The organism is uncultured Tateyamaria sp. (genome assembly GCF_947496075.1).
GTDB lineage: Bacteria > Pseudomonadota > Alphaproteobacteria > Rhodobacterales > Rhodobacteraceae > Tateyamaria.
Window position 1 is genome coordinate 217,945 of sequence record NZ_CANMBJ010000002.1, and the last position, 18,941, is coordinate 236,885.

Annotated in this window: 20 protein-coding genes; 7 read left to right on the top strand and 13 right to left on the bottom strand. The window is 60.5% G+C overall.

All coding sequences use genetic code 11. The annotated features are described in order from the left end of the window. Positions 1–20: 20 nt before the first annotated feature. The 7 genes from Q1A51_RS04960 to Q1A51_RS04990 all read right to left on the bottom strand — a co-directional run bounded on the left by Q1A51_RS04960 (position 21) and on the right by Q1A51_RS04990 (position 8,394). Positions 21–2,219 (bottom strand): 3-hydroxyacyl-CoA dehydrogenase NAD-binding domain-containing protein, encoded by a 2,199-nt coding sequence (locus Q1A51_RS04960; protein ID WP_299599276.1) that lies wholly within the window; start codon positions 2,217–2,219, stop codon positions 21–23. 15 nt (positions 2,220–2,234) lie between these two features. Then, positions 2,235–3,446, bottom strand: coding sequence for an acetyl-CoA C-acetyltransferase (locus Q1A51_RS04965; protein WP_299599274.1), 1,212 nt, complete (start codon positions 3,444–3,446; stop codon positions 2,235–2,237). Positions 3,447–3,541: 95 nt separating this feature from the next. Continuing rightward, on the bottom strand, positions 3,542–4,174 hold the full coding sequence (locus Q1A51_RS04970; RefSeq protein WP_299599272.1) for a glutathione S-transferase: 633 nt from the start codon (positions 4,172–4,174) through the stop codon (positions 3,542–3,544). A gap of 304 nt (positions 4,175–4,478) precedes the next feature. After that, complete coding sequence (locus Q1A51_RS04975; protein WP_299599685.1) at positions 4,479–5,627, bottom strand: acyl-CoA dehydrogenase family protein; 1,149 nt, start codon at positions 5,625–5,627, stop codon at positions 4,479–4,481. Between the two features lie 292 nt (positions 5,628–5,919). Further along, positions 5,920–6,132 carry a hypothetical protein gene (locus Q1A51_RS04980; RefSeq protein ID WP_299201830.1) on the bottom strand — a complete coding sequence of 71 codons (213 nt, stop codon included), beginning with the start codon at positions 6,130–6,132 and terminating at the stop codon, positions 5,920–5,922. A 51-nt stretch (positions 6,133–6,183) separates the two neighbouring features. Continuing rightward, positions 6,184–7,965: an acyl-CoA dehydrogenase C-terminal domain-containing protein gene (locus tag Q1A51_RS04985; protein WP_299599270.1), complete on the bottom strand. Its 1,782-nt coding sequence runs from the start codon at positions 7,963–7,965 to the stop codon at positions 6,184–6,186. A gap of 27 nt (positions 7,966–7,992) precedes the next feature. Beyond that, a complete protein-coding gene (locus Q1A51_RS04990; RefSeq protein WP_299599683.1) occupies positions 7,993–8,394 on the bottom strand; it encodes a MerR family DNA-binding transcriptional regulator in 402 nt (133 codons plus the stop codon). 230 nt (positions 8,395–8,624) lie between these two features. Here Q1A51_RS04990 and Q1A51_RS04995 point away from each other — a divergent pair, with 230 nt between their 5' ends. Further along, complete coding sequence (locus Q1A51_RS04995; RefSeq protein ID WP_299599268.1) at positions 8,625–9,071, top strand: universal stress protein; 447 nt, start codon at positions 8,625–8,627, stop codon at positions 9,069–9,071. Between the two features lie 48 nt (positions 9,072–9,119). On the opposite strand, the gene Q1A51_RS05000 is transcribed toward Q1A51_RS04995, so the two are convergent. Further along, positions 9,120–9,491 carry a MerR family DNA-binding transcriptional regulator gene (locus Q1A51_RS05000; RefSeq protein ID WP_299201842.1) on the bottom strand — a complete coding sequence of 124 codons (372 nt, stop codon included), beginning with the start codon at positions 9,489–9,491 and terminating at the stop codon, positions 9,120–9,122. A 125-nt stretch (positions 9,492–9,616) separates the two neighbouring features. On the opposite strand from Q1A51_RS05000, the gene Q1A51_RS05005 reads away from it, so the two are divergent. Genes Q1A51_RS05005 through Q1A51_RS05015 form a run of 3 tightly spaced genes read left to right on the top strand, consistent with a single transcriptional unit; the run spans position 9,617 to position 11,874 of the window. Beyond that, complete coding sequence (locus Q1A51_RS05005) at positions 9,617–10,045, top strand: PaaI family thioesterase (RefSeq protein WP_299201845.1); 429 nt, start codon at positions 9,617–9,619, stop codon at positions 10,043–10,045. Then, entirely contained in the window at positions 10,042–10,542 is a 501-nt protein-coding gene (locus Q1A51_RS05010; RefSeq protein WP_189369240.1) for a PaaI family thioesterase, read from the top strand. The genes Q1A51_RS05005 and Q1A51_RS05010 overlap by 4 nt, the downstream gene beginning before the upstream one ends. Continuing rightward, entirely contained in the window at positions 10,543–11,874 is a 1,332-nt protein-coding gene (locus Q1A51_RS05015; RefSeq protein ID WP_299599267.1) for an MATE family efflux transporter, read from the top strand. It abuts the gene before it with no gap. 50 nt (positions 11,875–11,924) lie between these two features. Here Q1A51_RS05015 and Q1A51_RS05020 read toward each other — a convergent pair whose 3' ends face one another. The 3 genes from Q1A51_RS05020 to Q1A51_RS05030 are packed head-to-tail and all read right to left on the bottom strand — an operon-like array spanning position 11,925 to position 13,737. Beyond that, positions 11,925–12,968, bottom strand: a complete 1,044-nt coding sequence (locus Q1A51_RS05020) for a quinone-dependent dihydroorotate dehydrogenase (protein ID WP_299599266.1) — start codon at positions 12,966–12,968, stop codon at positions 11,925–11,927. After that, positions 12,965–13,393, bottom strand: coding sequence for a DUF1330 domain-containing protein (locus Q1A51_RS05025; protein WP_299599265.1), 429 nt, complete (start codon positions 13,391–13,393; stop codon positions 12,965–12,967). Before Q1A51_RS05025 ends, Q1A51_RS05020 begins: the two co-directional genes overlap by 4 nt. Further along, complete coding sequence (locus Q1A51_RS05030; protein WP_299599264.1) at positions 13,390–13,737, bottom strand: DUF952 domain-containing protein; 348 nt, start codon at positions 13,735–13,737, stop codon at positions 13,390–13,392. Before Q1A51_RS05030 ends, Q1A51_RS05025 begins: the two co-directional genes overlap by 4 nt. Before the next feature lie 141 nt (positions 13,738–13,878). On the opposite strand from Q1A51_RS05030, the gene Q1A51_RS05035 reads away from it, so the two are divergent. Continuing rightward, positions 13,879–15,438: a 5'-nucleotidase C-terminal domain-containing protein gene (locus Q1A51_RS05035; RefSeq protein WP_299599263.1), complete on the top strand. Its 1,560-nt coding sequence runs from the start codon at positions 13,879–13,881 to the stop codon at positions 15,436–15,438. Positions 15,439–15,606: 168 nt separating this feature from the next. After that, on the top strand, positions 15,607–16,278 hold the full coding sequence (locus Q1A51_RS05040; RefSeq protein WP_299599261.1) for an SOS response-associated peptidase: 672 nt from the start codon (positions 15,607–15,609) through the stop codon (positions 16,276–16,278). On the opposite strand, the gene Q1A51_RS05045 is transcribed toward Q1A51_RS05040, so the two are convergent. After that, positions 16,275–16,625 carry a hypothetical protein gene (locus tag Q1A51_RS05045; protein ID WP_299201867.1) on the bottom strand — a complete coding sequence of 117 codons (351 nt, stop codon included), beginning with the start codon at positions 16,623–16,625 and terminating at the stop codon, positions 16,275–16,277. The two genes, Q1A51_RS05040 and Q1A51_RS05045, sit on opposite strands and share 4 nt — an antisense overlap. A 227-nt stretch (positions 16,626–16,852) precedes the next feature. Here Q1A51_RS05045 and Q1A51_RS05050 point away from each other — a divergent pair, with 227 nt between their 5' ends. Beyond that, positions 16,853–18,076: an acyl-CoA dehydrogenase gene (locus tag Q1A51_RS05050; protein WP_299599259.1), complete on the top strand. Its 1,224-nt coding sequence runs from the start codon at positions 16,853–16,855 to the stop codon at positions 18,074–18,076. Between the two features lie 84 nt (positions 18,077–18,160). Here the strand turns inward: Q1A51_RS05050 and Q1A51_RS05055 are convergent, their stop codons facing one another. Beyond that, a complete protein-coding gene (locus Q1A51_RS05055) occupies positions 18,161–18,574 on the bottom strand; it encodes a hypothetical protein (RefSeq protein ID WP_299599257.1) in 414 nt (137 codons plus the stop codon). Between the last annotated feature and the right edge of the window lie 367 nt (positions 18,575–18,941).

The window sequence follows — 18,941 nt, forward strand, 5'->3', positions numbered from 1 at the left end:
TGATTGCCTTTGGGTGCCGATCAGGCTGCCGCGGCTTCCTTTGGACCGAAGCGGCCATAGAAGCTCTGGTTCTTCTCTGCCATCTCGCGCAGCAGGGCGGGGCACTTGAACCGTTCGCCATATTTGGCTTCGAGTTGGTCGCACCGTTCGGCGGCGTAGGGTGCACCGATGATGTCGAGCCAGCTGAGCGGGCCACCGGACCACGGGGCAAAGCCCCAGCCGAGGATCGCGCCCACGTCGCCTTCGCGGATGTCCATCAGCACGCCTTCTTCCAGCGCGCGAACGGCTTCGAGGACTTGGGAGAACAGCAGGCGGTGTTGCACCTCACCCAGTTCGGGCTGCTCGTCGAGCAGCGGATACTTGTCGTGCACGCCGCGCCAGATGCCCTGACGTTTGCCCTTCTCATCGTAGTCATAGAAGCCTGCGTTCGCCTTGCGGCCCAGGCGGCCCAGCTCTTCCAACCAGAAAATCAGGTCGTCGGAGGGGCTGTCGGGATAGTCGTCGCCCATGGCGGCCTTGGTCGCGCGGGCGATCTTGGCACCCAGATCGATGGCCGTCTCATCCGTCAATTGCAGCGGACCCAAGGGCATGCCGACCATCTTGGCGGCGTTTTCGATCAGCGCAGGCTCGACCCCTTCGGTGACCATCCGCGTCCCTTCGTTGATGTAAGGGATGATGCAGCGGTTGGCGTAGAAGAAGCGCGCGTCGTTGACCACGATGGGCGTTTTGCGGATCTGGCGCACGTAGTCGAGCGCCTTGGCCACGGCCCGGTCGCCGGTGTTGGCGCCCTTGATGATCTCGACCAACAGCATCTTTTCGACGGGCGAGAAGAAGTGGATGCCGATGAACTGGTCCTGGTTTTTGCTGGCCTTCGCCAGTTCGGAGATCGGCAGGGTCGAGGTGTTGGAGGCAAAGATGCAGTCGTCGGGGATGATCGCCTCGACCTTTTGGGTGATCTCGGCCTTGACCTTGGGGTCTTCGAACACGGCTTCGATGATCAGGTCGCAGCCTTTGAGGGCGTCCAAGTCAGGCGTGGCGGTGATGCGGGACAGGAGCGCGTCGCCCTTTTCCTGCGTGGTCTTGCCGCGCTTGATGCCGCCTTCGACATATTTCTCGGAGTAGTTCTTGCCCCGATCCGCGCTTTCCTGATCGCGGTCGATCAGCACCACTTCCATGCCCGCCTGAGCGGAGACAAGCGCAATGCCCGCGCCCATCAGGCCCGCACCCAGCACGCCAAGTTTCTTGACCCGCTGATCTTCGATGCCTGCGGGGCGCACGGCCCCTTTTTCAAGCGCTTCCTTGTTCAAGAACAGCGATCGGATCATGGCACCCGACGAGGGGTTCAAAAGGACATTGGTGAACCAGCGCGCTTCGATCTTCAGCGCGGTATCGAATGGCACAAGCGCGCCTTCATAGACGGCACTCAGCAGCGCCTTGGCGGCGGGATAGACGCCTTGGGTCTTGCCGTTCACCATGGCGGCCGCACCAACAAAGGTCATGAAGCCCGCAGGGTGATAGGGGGCACCGCCGGGCATTTTGTAGCCCTTCTGGTCCCAGGGTTTCACAAGGTCCGCGTCAGTGGCGTTCAGCACCCATTCGCGGGCAGCGGCAACGGGATCAGCGACGACTTCATCCACCAGCTTGCCCTTGGCTTTGGCGGGCGACACCATCTTGCCTTCGAGCAGGAAGGGCGAGGCGTCCATCGCGCCCAGCTTGCGCGCCAGACGGGTCGTGCCACCCGCACCGGGGAAGATGCCGACGAGGATTTCGGGCAGGCCGACTTTGGCCTTCGGGTTGTCCGCGATGAAAGTGCGGTGCGTGGCCAGCGGCAGCTCCAGACCGATGCCAGCGGCGGTGCCGGGCAGGGCGGCGGCAATCGGCTTGCCGCCCTTGTTGGTCTTGGGATCCATGCCCGCGCGTTCGATCTTGCGCAGCAGACCGTGCATTTTCATCGTGCCTTCGAACAGGCCCTTGGCAGGGTTGTCGCCTGCCTCTTCCTTCATCTTGGCGAGCAGGTTCAGGTCCATGCCGCCGGCGAATGTGTCCTTGCCGGAGGTGATCACCACGCCCTTGACCGCGTCATCGGCGAGCACGTCGTCGATGTGGTCGTTGAGTTGCGCCAGCCCTTCGAGGGACATGACGTTCATGGTCTTGCCTTCGACATCCCATGTGATGGTGGCGATGCCGTCGGCGTCTTTGGTCAGTGTAAAGTCAGCCATTGTTCTCTTCTCCCCTTACACGCGTTCGATGATTGTGGCGGCACCCATACCGGAGGCGACGCAGAGTGTGGCAAGACCGGTTTCCTTGTCGGTCCGCTCCATCTCGTCCAGCAGCGTGCCGAGGATCATGGCACCGGTGGCGCCCAGCGGGTGGCCCATGGCGATGGCGCCGCCGTTGACGTTCACCTTGCCGTGGTCGACGTCGAATGCCTGCAGGAAGCGTAGGACGACGGCGGCGAAGGCTTCGTTCACTTCGAACAGGTCTATGTCACCGATGTTCATGCCGTTGTCGCGCAGGATCTTTTCGGTGACGGGCACGGGGCCGGTCAGGTTGATGGTGGGATCAGTGCCGATCTTTGCGGTGGACTTGATGCGCGCGCGGGGCTTGAGGCCAAGCTTCTCGCCCAGTTCCTCGTTGCCGATCAGCAGGGCTGCGGCGCCGTCAACGATGCCCGACGAGTTGCCTGCGTGGTGCACGTGGTTGATGCGTTCGAGGTGGGGGTATTTCATCAGCGCGACCTTGTCGAAACCGGGCATGACCTTTCCCATGGCTTCAAAGGCTGCGTTGAGGCTGCCCAGCGACTGCATGTCCGTCTGCGGGCGCATGTATTCGTCATGATCCAGGATCGGGAGGCCGTTCTGGTCCATGACCGGGATGATCGACTTGGCAAAGCGCTTGTCATCCCAAGCCTCTTTCGCGCGACGCTGGCTTTCGACCGAGTACTGATCGACGTCATCGCGGGAGAACCCGTATTCGGTGGCGATCAGGTCGGCGCCGATGCCTTGGGGGGCAAAGTAGCTTTCCATGGCGATGGAAGGATCCGCAGCAATGGCCGCCCCGTCGGACCCCATGGCGACACGGCCCATCATTTCGACCCCGCCGGCGATGTAGCCGTCACCGGCCCCGCCGCGCACTTGGTTGGCGGCGATGTTCACGGCTTCAAGCCCGGAGGCGCAGAAGCGGTTGATGGCGATGCCGGGGATGGCCTCATCAAGGTCGGAGGCCAGAACAGCGGTCCGGGCGAGGTTGCCGCCCTGTTCCATGACTTGGGTGACGTTGCCCCAGATCACATCCTCGACCACGTGGCCATCGATGTTGTTGCGCTCTTTCAGGGCGTTCAGGGTCAGGGTCGAAAGGCGCAGCGAGGTCACCTCGTGCAGCGCACCGTCCTTGCGGCCCTTGCCGCGCGGGGTGCGGATTGCGTCGTAGATATAGGCTTCGGTCATCGGATTGGTCCTCCTGCCAATGGCGTGTCTTTGTCTTCAAGTGGGGTAGACCGGATGGTCTAATCAAGGGTGACGTTGCGGCGCTTTACGTAAACTTACGCGCGGTCGGCAGGCGAGCCGGGCATGAGGTCGTACGGGGCCTTCCAGCCGGGCGTGTTCGAGATGTTCGTCAACCAGCGGTCGATATTGGGCCAGTCGGCGCGGTCGAACCCGAACGGTTCGGGGTAGTAGAGGTAGCCGCAGCACGACAAATCGGCATTGGTCAGGCTGTCGCCGACGATCCAATCGCGACCTTCGAGGTGGGCGTCGAGGACGTTGTAGGCGGCCTTGAGACGGCCCTGGTTGAAGGCGATGACCTCTTTGGGTTGCTTGTCTTCGGGCAAGAAGTTCATCAGGAACCGGGTGACGCCGCACATGGAGCTGAGCTTGTGGTTGTCCCAGAGGACCCAGCGCAGCACTTCGTATTTGTCGTCACCTTCACCGCCGAATTTACCGGTCTTGTCGGAGACGTATTTCTGGATGACGCCCGACTGGCTGATCTTGCGGTCCCCATCCACCAGCAAAGGCGCCTCGCCCATCGGGTTGAGGGCGCGGTATTCGTCTGTGCGCGCGGCGCCGCCGAAGAAATCAACGAAGACGGGCTCCCAATCGAGACCGGAGAGTTGCAGAGCGAGGGCTGCCTTGTAGGAGTTCCCGCTTTCGCCGAAGCAGTGCAGTTTGAGGGTCATTGGTGCGGGCCTTTCCGGTCTTGAGATTTGGGAGGGCAAGACCGGTGGGTTTCACACCCCCCGGACCCCCCGTGCGGTTTATCTGGCGAAATGAAGATGATCCCGTTTACGCCACATTAAGGTTAATGCCCCGAAGATGAGAAGGTATGGCAGGCTGCGGAGCTGAGCCATGTGCGAAGTGAAACCCTGCTTTCCCGGCCTCGGTGGACGCCGCCCGCGGAAAGCAGGGTGGACCCCACCTTCATTTCGCCAGGTAAACCGCCCCCGGAGGGCCGGCTGGCGGCAAGCGCCAATGCGTTTCGCATCAAAACGCCCTCGCAATCAGCTCTTTCATGATCTCATTGGTGCCACCATAGATGCGTTGTACCCGCGCGTCGGTCCACATGCCGCCGATGTCGTAATCGTTGGTGAAACCGTAGCCGCCATGGAGTTGCAAGCACTCGTCCAGCACCCAGGCTTGGGTGTCCGTGGTCCAGTATTTGCACATGGCGGCTTTATCTACGGTCAACTCGCCGCGGATGTGTTCGGCCATGCATTCGTCAAAGAAAGACCGGCTGACCATAGTTTTGGTCTTGGCCTCGGCCAGTTTGAAGCGGGTGTTCTGGAATTGCAGGAGGTTGCCGCCGAAGGCCTCGCGTTCCTTGCAGTAGGCTAGGGTGCGCTCGACCGCGCCTTCCATGGCTCCGACAGCAGCACAGGCGATGACCATGCGTTCCTGCGGGAGTTGCTGCATCAGCTGGTAGAACCCCTGGCCTTCGCTGCCGCCAAGGATGTTTTCGGGAGCGATCTCGACGTTGTCGAAAAACAGCTCGGATGTGTCCGACGCGTGCATACCGATCTTGTCGAGGTTGCGGCCGCGCTGGAACCCTTCGGCGCCGTCGGTTTCGAGCACCACCAGCGACACGCCTTTGGAGCCTTCGGTCGGATCGGTCTTGGCCGCGACAACGATCAGGTTGGCGTGCTGACCATTAGTGATGAAGGTCTTGGAGCCGTTCAGCTTGTAGGCGTTGCCGTCTTTGATGGCGCGGGTCTTGATTGCTTGTACGTCAGAGCCGGTGGAGGGTTCGGTCATTGCCAACGCGCCGACCAACTCGCCCGTCACCAGCTTGGGCAGCCAGCGCTGTTTCTGATCCTCGGTACCGTATGCCAGAACGTAGTGCGCGACGATGCCGGAGTGAATGCCGTGGCCCCAGGCCGCCAGGTTGGCGCGGGATGCTTCGACAAGGATAGCGGCTTCGTGGCCGAAGTCGCCTCCGGCTCCACCGTATTCTTCAGGGATCGACGGGCAGAGCAGGCCCAACTCGCCCGCTTGTGCCCAGGTTGAGCGGTCCATTTCGCCCTGCTTGCGCCAGCGTTCGAAATGGGGCGCCCACTCATTTGTGATGAATTGCGCCGTCATGTCGGCGATCATCTGGTGTTCCTCGGTCATCCACGTAGACGGACCGGCAGCCATATCTTTCACTTGTTTCCTCCCAGAAGTGAATTGAACAAAAAAGCCACAACACACACCACAAAACTCAAAACGAACAACAGAAAGGAGAGCCCCATAAAATAACCTGAGGCAATTCCTGAGTACACGAAACCTCCGACTTGAACTCCCAAGACTGAGCAATCGGGTTCTGCAGCTGCCGTAACTCGTCCGCATCCCGCTACTTTGCCAACAGCCCATGTTGCTCCAAAGTGGAGCAGTACCAAGGCCATCGGCACCAGCCCAAGGCCAATGATCCAGCGTGTGACGGCCTGCATTATCTTTTGCGCGCCTCCAACTCGGAATTGAACAGCCGCAGGCGGGCTGTCAGGTTTTCCTCGTTCATCACGCTATCGAAATTCTCGAACAGGAACGACAGGGCCTCGCCCTCGTCCAGACCCGCTTCGGCGGCAAACCGCTTGAGGCGGCGATACCCGTCTTCGGTCATCGCGACGGGAAAGCGGCGGGTGAGGCGAAAGCGTTTGGGCATAAGCGGTCCTGCAAAAAAAGTAAGGCGGGGGATACCCCCGCCTTACCAACTTTAGAAGTTTGCCGCTTCCAGCGCCATCACAGTGTCGGCACCGGTCTGGATGCGTGTCAGGTGCAACGCTGTGGCGGGCAGTTGGCGTGCCATGTAGTAGCGGCCCGTTGCCAGCTTGGTCTCAAAGAATTCCGGGTCGGACGTTCCACCCGCCAGTGCCTCACGCGACGCCTTGCCCATCTTGGCCCACATCAGGCCTAGGCAGACATGGCCGAACATATGCATGAAGTCGTAGGACCCGGACAGCGCGTTATTCGGGTTCGTCATGCCGTTCTGCATGAAGTACATGCCCGCGGCCTGCAGGTCCTTGGAGGCTGCTTTCAGCGGTTCCAGGAACTCGTTGTCGTAGGCCTCGTCCTGACCGGAGTTGTCCTTGATAAAGCCTTTGACCAGATCAAAGAACGCCATCACATGCTTGCCACCGTCTTGCGCCAGCTTGCGGCCCACGAGGTCCAGCGCCTGCACGCCGTTGGCCCCTTCGTAGATCATCGCGATGCGGGCGTCGCGGGTGTATTGCGACATGCCCCATTCCTCGATGTAGCCATGACCGCCATAAACCTGCTGGGCCTTGATGGTGTTGTCGTAGCCAACATCCGTCAGGAAACCCTTGATGATCGGGGTCAGCAGCGACACGAGGCCGTCGGCGTCCTTGTCACCAGCCCGGTGGGCGGCGTCGATCATTGTCGCGCCCCACAGGATGAACGCGCGTGCGCCTTCGGCAAAGGACTTCTGGTCCATCAGCGAGCGGCGGATGTCGGGGTGCACGATCAGCGGGTCGGCGGGCTTTTCAGGGGCCTTGGCACCTGTCACGTCGCGCCCCTGCAGACGGTCGTTGGCGTACTCAACGGCGTTCTGATAGGCGACCTCGGCCTGGGACAGGCCTTGCATGCCCACACCCAGACGCGCTTCGTTCATCATGGTGAACATGGCGCGCATCCCCTTGTGCTCTTCGCCAATCAGGTAGCCCACGGCCCCGTCATAGTTCATCACGCAGGTGGAGTTGCCGTGAATGCCCATCTTCTCTTCGATGTTGCCAACAGCGACACCGTTGCGGGCACCCAGCGAGCCGTCTTCGTTCACGAGGAACTTGGGCACGATGAAGAGCGACACGCCTTTGATCCCCTCGGGGCCGCCAACGATTTTCGCCAGCACCAGGTGGATGATGTTGTCGGCCATGTCGTGCTCACCGGCAGAGATAAAGATCTTCTGGCCGGAGATTTTGTAGCTGCCGTCGTCTTGCGGTTCGGCCTTGGTGCGCATCAGGCCCAGGTCCGTGCCGCAATGCGGCTCGGTCAGGTTCATGGTGCCGGTCCATTCGCAGGACACCATCTTGGGCAGATAGGTTTCCTTCTGGGCTTGGCTGCCGTGCGCCAGAATGGCCGAGGCCGCACCATGGGTCAGGCCCTGGTACATAGTGAAGGCCATGTTGGCGGACGAGAACATCTCGCCCACGGCAGTGCCGATGACGTAAGGCATGTTCTGGCCGCCGAACTCTTCGGGCATGTCCAGACCGGGCCAGCCGCCCTCTTTCACCTGCTCGAACGCATCCTTGAACCCGGTGGGGGTGTAGACAACGCCGTTTTCCAACCGGCAGCCTTCCTTGTCACCGACGACGTTCAGGGGCGCCAGCACTTCGGAGGTCAGCTTGCCTGCTTCGTCGAGGATCGCGGAGGTAAAGTCGGCCTCCAGCTCATCGTAGCCCGGGATGTCGGAGCCTGTGACGTTCAGAACGTCGTGCAGGATGAATTGCATGTCTTTGGTGGGGGGCGTGTAGCTTGGCATAAGTCTCTCTCCCTAGTGCGGCGGCGCTTATTCAGCGGCCTTCTTCGTGGTATTCATCGAGGCGATCATCTTTTCGCCCCACTTCAACTGGTTCCGAAGGTCATCGATGGCTTCGGTCAATTCAGCGCGTTGGTGCTCCATGTCGGCCAGGCGGTCACGGGCGATGTCATAGGTGCGCGCCAGTTGCGTCTGTTGCTGGTCACCCATGTCGTAGAGGTCCAGAAGCTGGCGGATTTCTTCGAGGCTGAAGCCAAAGCGCTTGCCGCGCAGGATCAGCTTCAGGCGGGCCCGGTCGCGTTTTGTGAACAGGCGCTTTTGGCCTTCGCGGATCGGGAACAGCAATTCCTTGGCTTCGTAGAAGCGCAGGGTCCGCGGCGTGACCTCGAAGGCGTCACACATTTCGCGGATGGTCATGGTTTTATCACTCATCGGATCACTCGCATATCCTGTTGCGGTCATCACATGGTGGAGACGCGGATTCGATGCAACCGGCAGATGACGTTGACGTAAACTGTACGTTGCGTCACGAAGGAAGTTGACGTGATTTTTTGCAACGTCAACCGCCGACGCGCCGGGTTTTTGCACCTTGATGCATATCAAGGTGGCGCGTTCATCGCCTCGCTACGCTGCGTATGCAGTCAAAGAAGGGAGTGCATGATATGTTCAAGAGAATTGTAGTTGGGGTCGATGGCTCGAGTACATCGGACAATGCGGTGCGCATTGCCTGCGATCTGGCCGGCAAGTACGACAGTGCGCTCTATCTGGTGCACACCCCACAGCCGCAAACGGTTGCTTTTGCGCTGGGGGCCGTAGCAGGATACCACGCCGTCACCACGATGCCGAGCCTCGAAGAGGTGGAGGAAGCGGCAAGCAAGATTGTGGAGGGCGCCACCGCAATCGCGAACGAATGCGGCAACGAGATCGTCGAAGCACGTACGGATCAGGGGGATCCCGCCCAGAAGATCACGGCATGCGCACAGGATGTGGGTGCCGATTTGATCGTCACGGGACGGCGTGGTTTGGGCAGCATTGGGTCGCTGGTCCAGGGAAGCACCAGCCAGCAGGTCAATCATCTGGCGAAATGCGCGACCCTGTCCGTTATCTAGGGTGCTTTGAAAAGATGACCGGGTGCGGCGATGTGCGCTGCGGTCGGTTTAACCCTTGAGTTCCCCGGCAACGCTGTCGCGCAGGCCCTGTAATTCGTCCCGCGCTTCGTCCAGTTGTTTACGCTGCTCGTCCAGTTCTTTGAGCTGCCCGTCGGCAAGTTCGATCCAGGCACGCATTTGGGCCTCGGTGCCTTCGTGTTCGTAGATGAGTAGCCACTGCCGAATGTCTTCCAGTTGGAAGCCAAACTTGCGTCCGCGCAGGATTAGTTTCATGCGCGCGCTTTCCCGGGGGCCGTAAAAGCGCGATCTGCCTTCGCGGTCCGGTTGCAGCAATTCGATGTATTCGTAGTAGCGCAGCGTGCGCGGCGTCACATCAAATTCCGCGCACATCTCTTTAAAGCTCAAGCGGTCGTCTGCCATGACTTCCTTTGTCTCCATCCCTGGACTTCAAGCCTAAGGCGCGTGCGCGCGGCACGCAACAGGTGCCTTGCCCAATCTGCGCGCAAGACCCATAACTTGCATCCACGACCGTGTGACGAGGCCATATGTCCGATCCAGACAAACTCAAGCTTGCCCGACAATTCATTGAAGCCATTCCACATTCCCGAGATTTGGGGATGAAGCTGACTGAGATGGAGGATGGTGTTGCGGTAATCACCATGCCCTATGATGACCGGTTGATCGGCGATCCTGAGACGGGCGTGATCAGCGGCGGCGCTGTATCCGCATTAATGGACACCTGTTGCGGGGCCGCAGTGATGAGCCACCCGGAAAACCTTGGCGGGACGGCCACGCTTGATCTGCGCATCGATTACATGCGGGCGGCCACGCCCGGCCAGGCCATCACCGCCCGCGCGACCTGTTACCATGTCACGCGATCGGTGGCTTTCGTGCGGGCCACCGCCTGTGATGATGACAGCGACAATCCTGTGGCCACGGCCACGGGCGCTTTCACGGTGGAGGGCAAGCGATGAAGCGTCCCGAGCCCGTGCAGGTCGTCAAGCAACGGCGAGATGCTGCGCTATCGGCGCTGGTCAGCGGTGTGCCCTATATCCAGTATCTTGGACTGACCTTTGATCGGCGCGGGGACGAGTTGACCGGCGTGCTGCCCTTTGATGAAAAGCTGATCGGCAACCCGCTGTTGCCCGCGCTGCATGGCGGGGTGACGGCTGCGTTCCTTGAAGCGACGGCGGTGATCACCTTGTCCTGGTCCTACCTGTGGGAAGACATCGAAAGCGGTGCGCTGGACTTTGATCCGAGTACCGCACCCAAACTGCCCCGTTTGCCCAAGACGGTCGATTTTTCGGTCGACTATCTGCGCTCAGGCTTGCCGCGTGACGCCTACGCCCGTGCGCGCATCAACCGGTCGGGGCGGCGCTATGCCTCGGTCCATGTGGAAGGCTGGCAGGACAATCGAGACCGGCTGTTTGCGCAGGCCACCGGGCATTTTGTCATGCCGCAACGGCGCTAGATGGAGGCGGCAGCCACCACCGAACCACCAGCGCCGCTGACCCACAAGCGGGTGCTCAGGATTGCGCTTCCCATTGTGTTGTCCAACGCCACCGTACCGATCCTGGGGGCTGTGGATGTCGGTGTCGTGGGGCAAATGGGAGAGGCCGCGCCTATTGGCGCCGTGGCTATGGGTGCCATTATCCTCAGCACCGTTTATTGGATTTTCGGGTTCCTGCGCATGGGCACCGTCAGCCTTGCCGGACAAGCGGCAGGCGCAGGGGATGATGACGAGGTATCAGCCTGGTTGACCCGCGCCTTGTTGGTGGCTGGCATGGGCGGGGCGGGTCTGATCCTGCTGCAATTCCCGATCGTCTGGCTGGCTTTCCAGCTGTCGCCTGCCAGCGCCGAGGTCGAGAGCCTGGCCCGCGACTACTTGTTCATCCGCATATGGACCGCCCCGGCGGCCATTGCCGTTTATGCGCTGACCGGCTGGCTTGTGGCGATGGAGCGGACGGGTGGCGTGTTCTGGGTCCAGCTGGTGATGAACGGGGTGAACATCATCCTGAACTTTGTCTTCGTGCTGGGCTTTGGCTGGGGGGTGAGCGGTGTTGCCATTGCTACCGTCATCGCCGAGGTGCTTGGCGCGGGTCTGGGGCTATGGTTCTGCCGAGCCGCCTTTGATCGCCCCGCGTGGCGTGACTGGCCGCGCGTGCTGCGCCGGGCGCAACTGATCAAGATGGCGCTTTTGAACACGGATATTCTGCTGCGGTCGCTGATGCTGATGATCATCTTTTCCAGCTTCGTGTTTCTGGGCGCGCGGTTCGGTGATGTGACGCTGGCGGCAAACGAGGTGTTGATCCAGTTCATGTATATCACGGCCTACGCCATGGACGGCTTTGCCTTTGCCGCTGAGACCCTGATTGCGCGTGCCTATGGTCGCCGCGATCCCATGCGCGTGCGCCGGTCGGCGTTGATGACATCCATGTGGGGCATGGCTATTTGCTGCATCACCGCGGGTGCGTTTCTTTTTGTCGGTCCGTGGCTCATTGATGTGATGGCCAAGGATATCGAGGTGCAGATGGTGGCGCGAGAGTACCTGTGGTGGATGGTTGCCGCCCCGTTGGTGGGGTGCGCGGCATGGATGTTCGATGGCATATTCATTGGCGCTGGCCGGGGGAGGGACATGCGCAACATGATGGCGATATCCTTTGTGCTGTATTGGCTGGCCGTGCTGATCCTGCTGCCGCTTATGGGCAATCACGGGCTGTGGGCTGCGATCCTTATTTCATTTGTCGCGCGGGGGGTGACGCTGGGGCTACGTTATCCGGCGCTGGAGCGGGCGGCCGGGTGAAGGACTGGGGCGCTGCCCCAGACCCCGTGGTATTTTCAGTCAGAAGAAGCTTAGAGCCAGTTCTTTGTTTCCGTGCCGACCGCTTCCGCCACGGATTGGAAGCTGTCTTGTTGCAGTTGGGCGTCCAACCCTTCCGCGATGCGAGCTGCGAGGCTGAGACCGCCATAAACGAGGCCTGTGTAGAGCTGCACCGCTGACGCCCCGGCCTTGATCTTGGCGTAGGCTTGTTCGGCGGATGCCACGCCACCGACCCCTATCAGAGGAACCTTGGTCAGGTTGTGCAGTTTGGCGAGGACGCGAGTGGATTTTTCGAACAGCGGAGCACCGGACAGGCCACCCTTTTCCTGAGCATGCGCGCTGCGCAGGCCGGTGCGGTCCAGTGTGGTATTCGTTGCAATGATCGCGGCCACCCGGGCGTCTTCGGCCACTTTGGCGATGTCGGCGAGGTCCTGATCGGTCAGATCCGGAGCGATTTTAAGGAAGACCGGGATGTCACCGCGCACCTGCATCACGCCGTCCAACAGCGCCGCCAGCGCCATTGGTCCTTGCAGGTCCCGCAGTTTTTCCGTGTTGGGGCTGGAGACATTGACCGTGGCGAAGTCGATGTGCGATGCGCAGTGTTGCAGCACCTTGGCAAAGTCTTCGGCCCGGTTGGCGCTGTCCTTGTTGGCGCCAAGGTTCAGGCCCACGGGCACACCTTTGGGGCGTTTCGCCAGGCGGGCGGCAATCGCCTCCATCCCGTCATTGTTAAATCCGAAACGGTTGATGGCCGCTGCATCTTCGGTCAGCCGGAAAAGCCGCGGTTTGGGGTTACCGGGTTGGGGCAGTGGGGTGGCGGCGCCGACCTCGATCCAGCCGAAACCGGCCCGGCTGAGGGGGGCGATGGCCGTGGCGTTCTTGTCGAAGCCCGCAGCAAGGCCCACGGGGTTGGGCAGATCCATACCGGCCAGCGATGTGCGCAGACGGTCGCTTGTGATCGGGCCTGGGAGCGGCGCAAGCGGTGTGTGCAGCGCCTTGAGGGCCAATCCGTGCGCCGTTTCCGGATCCAGCCGGCGCAGGGCTTGGGTTCCGATGCGTTCCAGTGCTTGTTTCATCCGAACGACGCGCCCTTGTCTGCTGGTTTGCACCGGATCAGGCGCGAGGTTTTAACTGCTGCCTGTCGGTGCACCACAGCGCGCCTGTATTCAGGATCTGTGACCATGGCGAGGAAGGCACCTGCAGTCGGGTAGCGGGCGATGAACACGGCGTCCCATGCCTCGTCCGCGGGTCCGATCAATGTGGTTTCAAACCCGCCGCGCCATGCAATCCAGCCACCGACCTTGTTGAGAACCGGGGCCGACTGCTTGCCATAAAGCCCATAGGCTTGCGCGCCGGTCAGTCCGTCGCGCGCCAATTCGTGGTCGCCGGGGTAGTTGGCGAGATCGTTGAAACGGACGAGGTTGAGCATCTCGATCGGTGTGTCGCGTGGCAGGTCCTTGAAGGCCTGAAACTGTTCTGCTGTGGGATCTATATGGGTCATGTGTCGAACCCTGCGCCCGGCGGGAACTGGTGATGTCCGTTTTCCAGTGGCAAGGGTTGGGCCCAGTGGACATCTGCCAGCCACATCTCGCGGTACAGATGCGGGAACTCGGCCCCGCCGCGGGACACTTCCCATTTCAGGTTATCACCCAGGGCGCCTGTATCGACCGCGATCAGGAACAGGTTGTCTTCGCCTGCAAAATGCTTGGCGGCGGTTTCGGCGGCCTGTGTGGCGGTCGAGAAATGGACATAGCCGTCCTGCACATCAATCGGCGCGCCGGGCGTGCTGCCGTTTTCGCGCAGATGCGCCCATTCGGGGGCGCGGAAAATCTTGTAAATCAGCATGGGTGCGTGATGCAGCTTGCTTACGCAGTGGTCAAGTGCGCGCTGTCATGGATTTGTTGCGCGCTTTCCCTAAGGAACCGCTTTGACTCGTGGTGCAGATTGTTGTCACGATACTGTCATAACCAATGAGGGAGACACCAGATGATCCGACTTCTGATGGGCACTGCTGCGCTGGCGCTGAGCGCGGGCATGGCATCCGCCGAATATACGCTGCATATTTTGCACACCAATGACATGCACAGCCGCATTGAATCGATCAACCGTTTCGATTCGACCTGCAATGCCGAGGGCGAAGCCGAAGGCGAATGCTTTGGGGGTGTGGCGCGGGTCAAGACGGCCATCGACGCCAAGAAGGCATCGCTCGACAACCAGAACGTCGTCGTACTGGACGCAGGCGATCCGTTTCAGGGCTCGCTCTTCTACACCACCTACAAGGGCGCGGCCGAGGCCGAGTTCATGGAGCAGATGGGCTATGATGCCATGGCCGTGGGCAACCACGAGTTCGACGATGGCCCGCAGGGCCTAGCCGATTTCATCGAGAAGGTCAGCTTCCCGGTGATCTCCGGCAACCTTGATCTGTCTGCCGAAGAAACGCTGAGCGGCAAGGTCGAAAATCACGTGGTGCTCGAAGTCGGCGGCAAGAAGATCGGCGTGATCTCCGCGCTGGCCACTGACACGGTCGAGACATCCTCGCCCGGCCCCAACGTCGTTTTCCAGGACGAAATCGAGGCGCTGCAAGCGGACGTCGCCACCCTGCAAGGCGAAGGCGTCGACATTATCATCGCACTCAATCACGTGGGCCTGAACAAAGACCTCGCGATTGCCGAGGCGGTCGATGGCATCGACGTGGTGATCGGCGGTCACAGCCATACGCTGATGTCCAATGACGATGCAGAAACACCGGCCTATCCCACAATGGTGGGCGATGCGGCAGTGGCGCAGGCCTATGCCTATACCAAGTACCTGGGTCACCTGACGGTGACTTTTGATGACGACGGCAACTTGACTGCAGCCTCGGGTGATCCGATGCTGCTGGACGCTTCCGTTGAGCCCAACACTGATTTCCTTGCACGGATCGCAGAGATGGGCGCGCCCATCGAAGAGATGAAAACGCGGGTCGTGGCCGAGGCGGCGGAAGCCATCGAAGGCGGTCGCGACACATGTCGTGCGATGGAATGCCCCATGGGCTCGCTCATTGCCGATGCAATGTTGGATCGGGTGAAGGATCAGGGGATCGAGATTGCGATCCAGAACGGTGGAGGCATTCGTGCGTCCATTGACGCGGGCGAAGTGACCATGGGTGAGGTGCTGACCGTGCTGCCGTTCCAGAACACGCTGTCGACCTTCCAGGTGTCTGGTGCTGCTATCGTGGCTGCTCTTGAGAACGGTGTAGGCCAGATTGAGGATGGCGCCGGACGTTTCCCGCAGGTTGCGGGAATGAGCTATGCCTTTGACGCGGCAAAGCCCGCCGGTGAGCGGGTTAGTGATGTCATGGTCGGCGGCGCGCCCATCGACATGGACAAACTCTATGGCGTGGTCAGCAACAACTACGTGCGCAACGGCGGCGACGGATATGCGATGTTCGTGGATGCGGAAAATGCCTATGATTTCGGCCCGGATCTCGCAGACGTGACAGCTGAGTATCTGGCCGCGCAAGGGCCGTTCACGCCCTACATCGACGGTCGGATCACGGCCAAGTAATCTGGCAGGGCGCAGGACACCTGCGCCTTACAGTATCAAGAGTAAGGCGGAGCTGATGCTCCGCCTTATTTTTTTTGTACCCAATCGTAAGGCGGAGGTGTCCTCCGCCGCGCTGGCGGATCAAGATCCGCCTTACGGTTTTGGGATATACGAGATAGCGTCATCTGCATGTGTGGACGTTTTTCTATATCGCTGGCCCCTGAAGACATGTCCGAGATGTTTGCTGCGGTTGCTGCGAATGACATGCCCGACATACCCAACTTTAATGTCTGCCCGACCGACGCCGTACACACCGTTACCCTCCAGCGTGGGCAGCGATGGCTGACCCCAATGCGGTGGGGGTTCATCCCGCATTGGTACAAGACACCCACCGACGGTCCGCTGCTGATCAATGCGCGGGCCGAAACCATTGCCGAAAAACCCGCTTTCCGGGCCGCTTGTCGGGAACGGCGCGCCGTGATCCCGGCCTCTGGCTTCTATGAATGGACCCGGGAGGGTGATACGCGCTTGCCTTGGTACATCACCCGCAGCGATGGTGCGCCGCTCGTATTTGCAGCAGTTTGGCAGGAGTGGGCGCCAAAGGACCCCAATGGTGATCGAATCCGTACAGCGGCCATTGTGACCACTGCTGCCAACGCACCCATGTCGGCCATCCACCACCGCATGCCGGTGGTTCTGGAGCCTGAGGATGTCGCACTTTGGTTAGGCGAAAAGGGCAAAGGGGCCGCCACGCTTATGCGCGCCGCCCCTCATGATGCTCTGAAGTGGCATCGGGTTGATGCAGCGGTCAATTCGAACCGAGCGTCTGGTCCGGACCTCATCAACCCAATTGGCACTTAGTCGAGTGGTGCGTCTGCAAAACTCAGATTGCCCTCGACGAGGAAGGATCCATCCTCCTCTGAAATGGCATTGGCGTCGTAGAACGTGGTTTGAACGCCCTGTTCAACGACCATGGTCATGGATCCCTGATCCGCGATCGGACCAAGTGCCCAGCTCTCATGTTTCGAGATGATGTTGTGTTCCGAGCCGGTGAGGTTGGTGAATTTCACCGTGTCGCCCTCGTCAAGATACACAACCGACGGGAAATAAGCGTCCGGTAGGATCAGAACCTCGTGTTCAGCTGCAGAGACCGCGGTCGCAGCCGTCAGCGTGGCCAGAACGGCCCCAATTTGCATCGCGCGCTTCATGCCAGCACTCCTTTTGCTTCGGCCCCACCCGGAAGACAGAATCGTATCTGTTGTCTATGAGTGGAGAATGAGGCCGAATTGGGGCAGGCTTGCGTCCAGCCTGGGGCATGTCACCCGAATTGGTCTGGCCCCAAGTGCCGATGACGCATGGTGTTGCCAGCCGCGTCGCACTACATACCGATTGAAAGACATGCCGATCCGGCACACGCAGATGGATGGAGGACCCTATGAACGTCGAGACAAAGATCCTGAAGGCCAAGGATGCGCCGGACCTCGGGTCCTTTGACTGGGCCGATCCGCTGCGCCTGGCCGATCAGTTGAGCGAAGACGAACGCATGATTCAGGCCTCGGCCCACGCCTACGCCCAGGAAAAACTGGCGCCCCGTGTGGTCAGTGCTTTTGCCGATGAGACGACGGATGCGGGTATCTTCCGCGAGATGGGGGACATGGGTCTTTTGGGGGTGACACTGCCCGAAGAGTATGGCGGGCTTGGCGGCTCGTATGTCTCGTACGGTCTGGTCGCGCGCGAGGTCGAGCGGGTCGACAGCGGGTATCGGTCCATGATGTCGGTACAATCCTCGCTCGTCATCTATCCGATCTATGCCTACGGATCAGAAGAACAGCGCAAGAAATACCTGCCCAAACTGGCGTCGGGCGAGTGGATTGGGTGTTTTGGCCTGACGGAACCTGACGCAGGCAGTGACCCGGCTGGTATGAAGACCACGGCCAGGAAAACCGAAGGCGGCTATGTGTTGAACGGGGCCAAGATGTGGATTTCGAATGCGCCGATTGCCGATGTCTTTGTGGTTTGGGCCAAGTCCGACGAACACGGCGGCAAGATCCGTGGCTTTGTCCTTGAGAAAGGCATGGCGGGCCTGTCCGCCCCCAAAATCGAAAACAAGCTTTCCTTGCGCGCCTCGATCACCGGTGAGATCGTTATGGAGAATGTGGAGGTGGGTGAGGATGCGCTGCTTCCCGATGTTCAGGGGCTCAAAGGGCCGTTTGGTTGTTTGAACCGGGCCCGTTATGGTATTTCTTGGGGGGCGATGGGCGCGGCCGAGTTCTGCTGGCACGCCGCGCGTCAATACGGACTGGATCGCAAACAGTTCGGCAAACCACTGGCGCAAACGCAACTGTTCCAAAAGAAGCTGGCCGATATGCAAACCGAGATCACACTGGGTTTGCAAGCCTCATTGCAGGTGGGACGTTTGATGGATGCAGCACAGGCCGCGCCCGAGATGATCTCGATCGTCAAACGCAACAACTGCGGCAAGGCGCTTGAGATTGCGCGTGCGGCCCGAGACATGCATGGCGGGAACGGGATTTCCGGGGAGTTCCAGGTGATGCGCCACATGGTGAACCTTGAGACAGTGAACACCTATGAGGGCACCCATGACGTACATGCCCTGATCCTTGGGCGTGCACAGACAGGTTTGCAGGCATTTTTCTGAAGGTGACTGGCAGACGATTTCGAACAGGGCTGGGGGCACATCGCTGTGCTGCCCCACGCCCTGCGATAGCGTGGTTTCAGTTGTTTAGAGCGCACGAAGATAGAAGCCGAAGATCGTGACGCCCGCGTAGAATGGAACCGCTACACCCAAGACAATGAACGCGAAAACACCGGCGGCTTTCACGAGTCGCATATCTTTGGCGTTGGGCGGCACCTTGTGAAAGTTCAGGATGTCCATAATCGTGCTGCCTGCATTCCCGAAGCACAACCCAAGCCCGGTCAGCAGGGTCAAAAACCCCACGCCCCAAATCATGATCCCTTCCGGCAAGCCCGCCAAGCGCCCCAAATCAATTGCCGAAAGAGGCGCCTCGTTTTTGACGGCGGCACGCATCATTTGCGCACCGACCGCTGCCAGCGATCCAAAAATCGCGTAGTTCCGGAGATACGTCCCGATGTAGTTTACAGTGTATGGGTTGGGTGTGGTGTCGTCGGTTTTCATACGGTTTGACTTTCATAACTGGGTGGCGTGCAGGGCCTGATATGCCGCCTCCCGGGATGCGCTCAGACACCTTGAGGGACTGATGCGTGACGCGATCTTGGGGGAACTGCATGGCCTGCCGCCTGGTGTAGGTATTTTCATTCACTGTCTGAAACGCGACCGAAGGTCATCATGATCCGTCGCTCGGGTCATAAACATGCCGATCCTCGCGCATCCCGGTAAGGATCGGGCGGACTGCGACAGTCTGGGCCGGTCCCTATCCTTGGGGTTCGATCGGTCCTTGAAACCATGGCCGATTCGCCGGAACGGTACGGGCGCGCGGTGTGGCAACGCTTTCGGTTGAGCGGACAAGCGTGGGTCTCTGGTG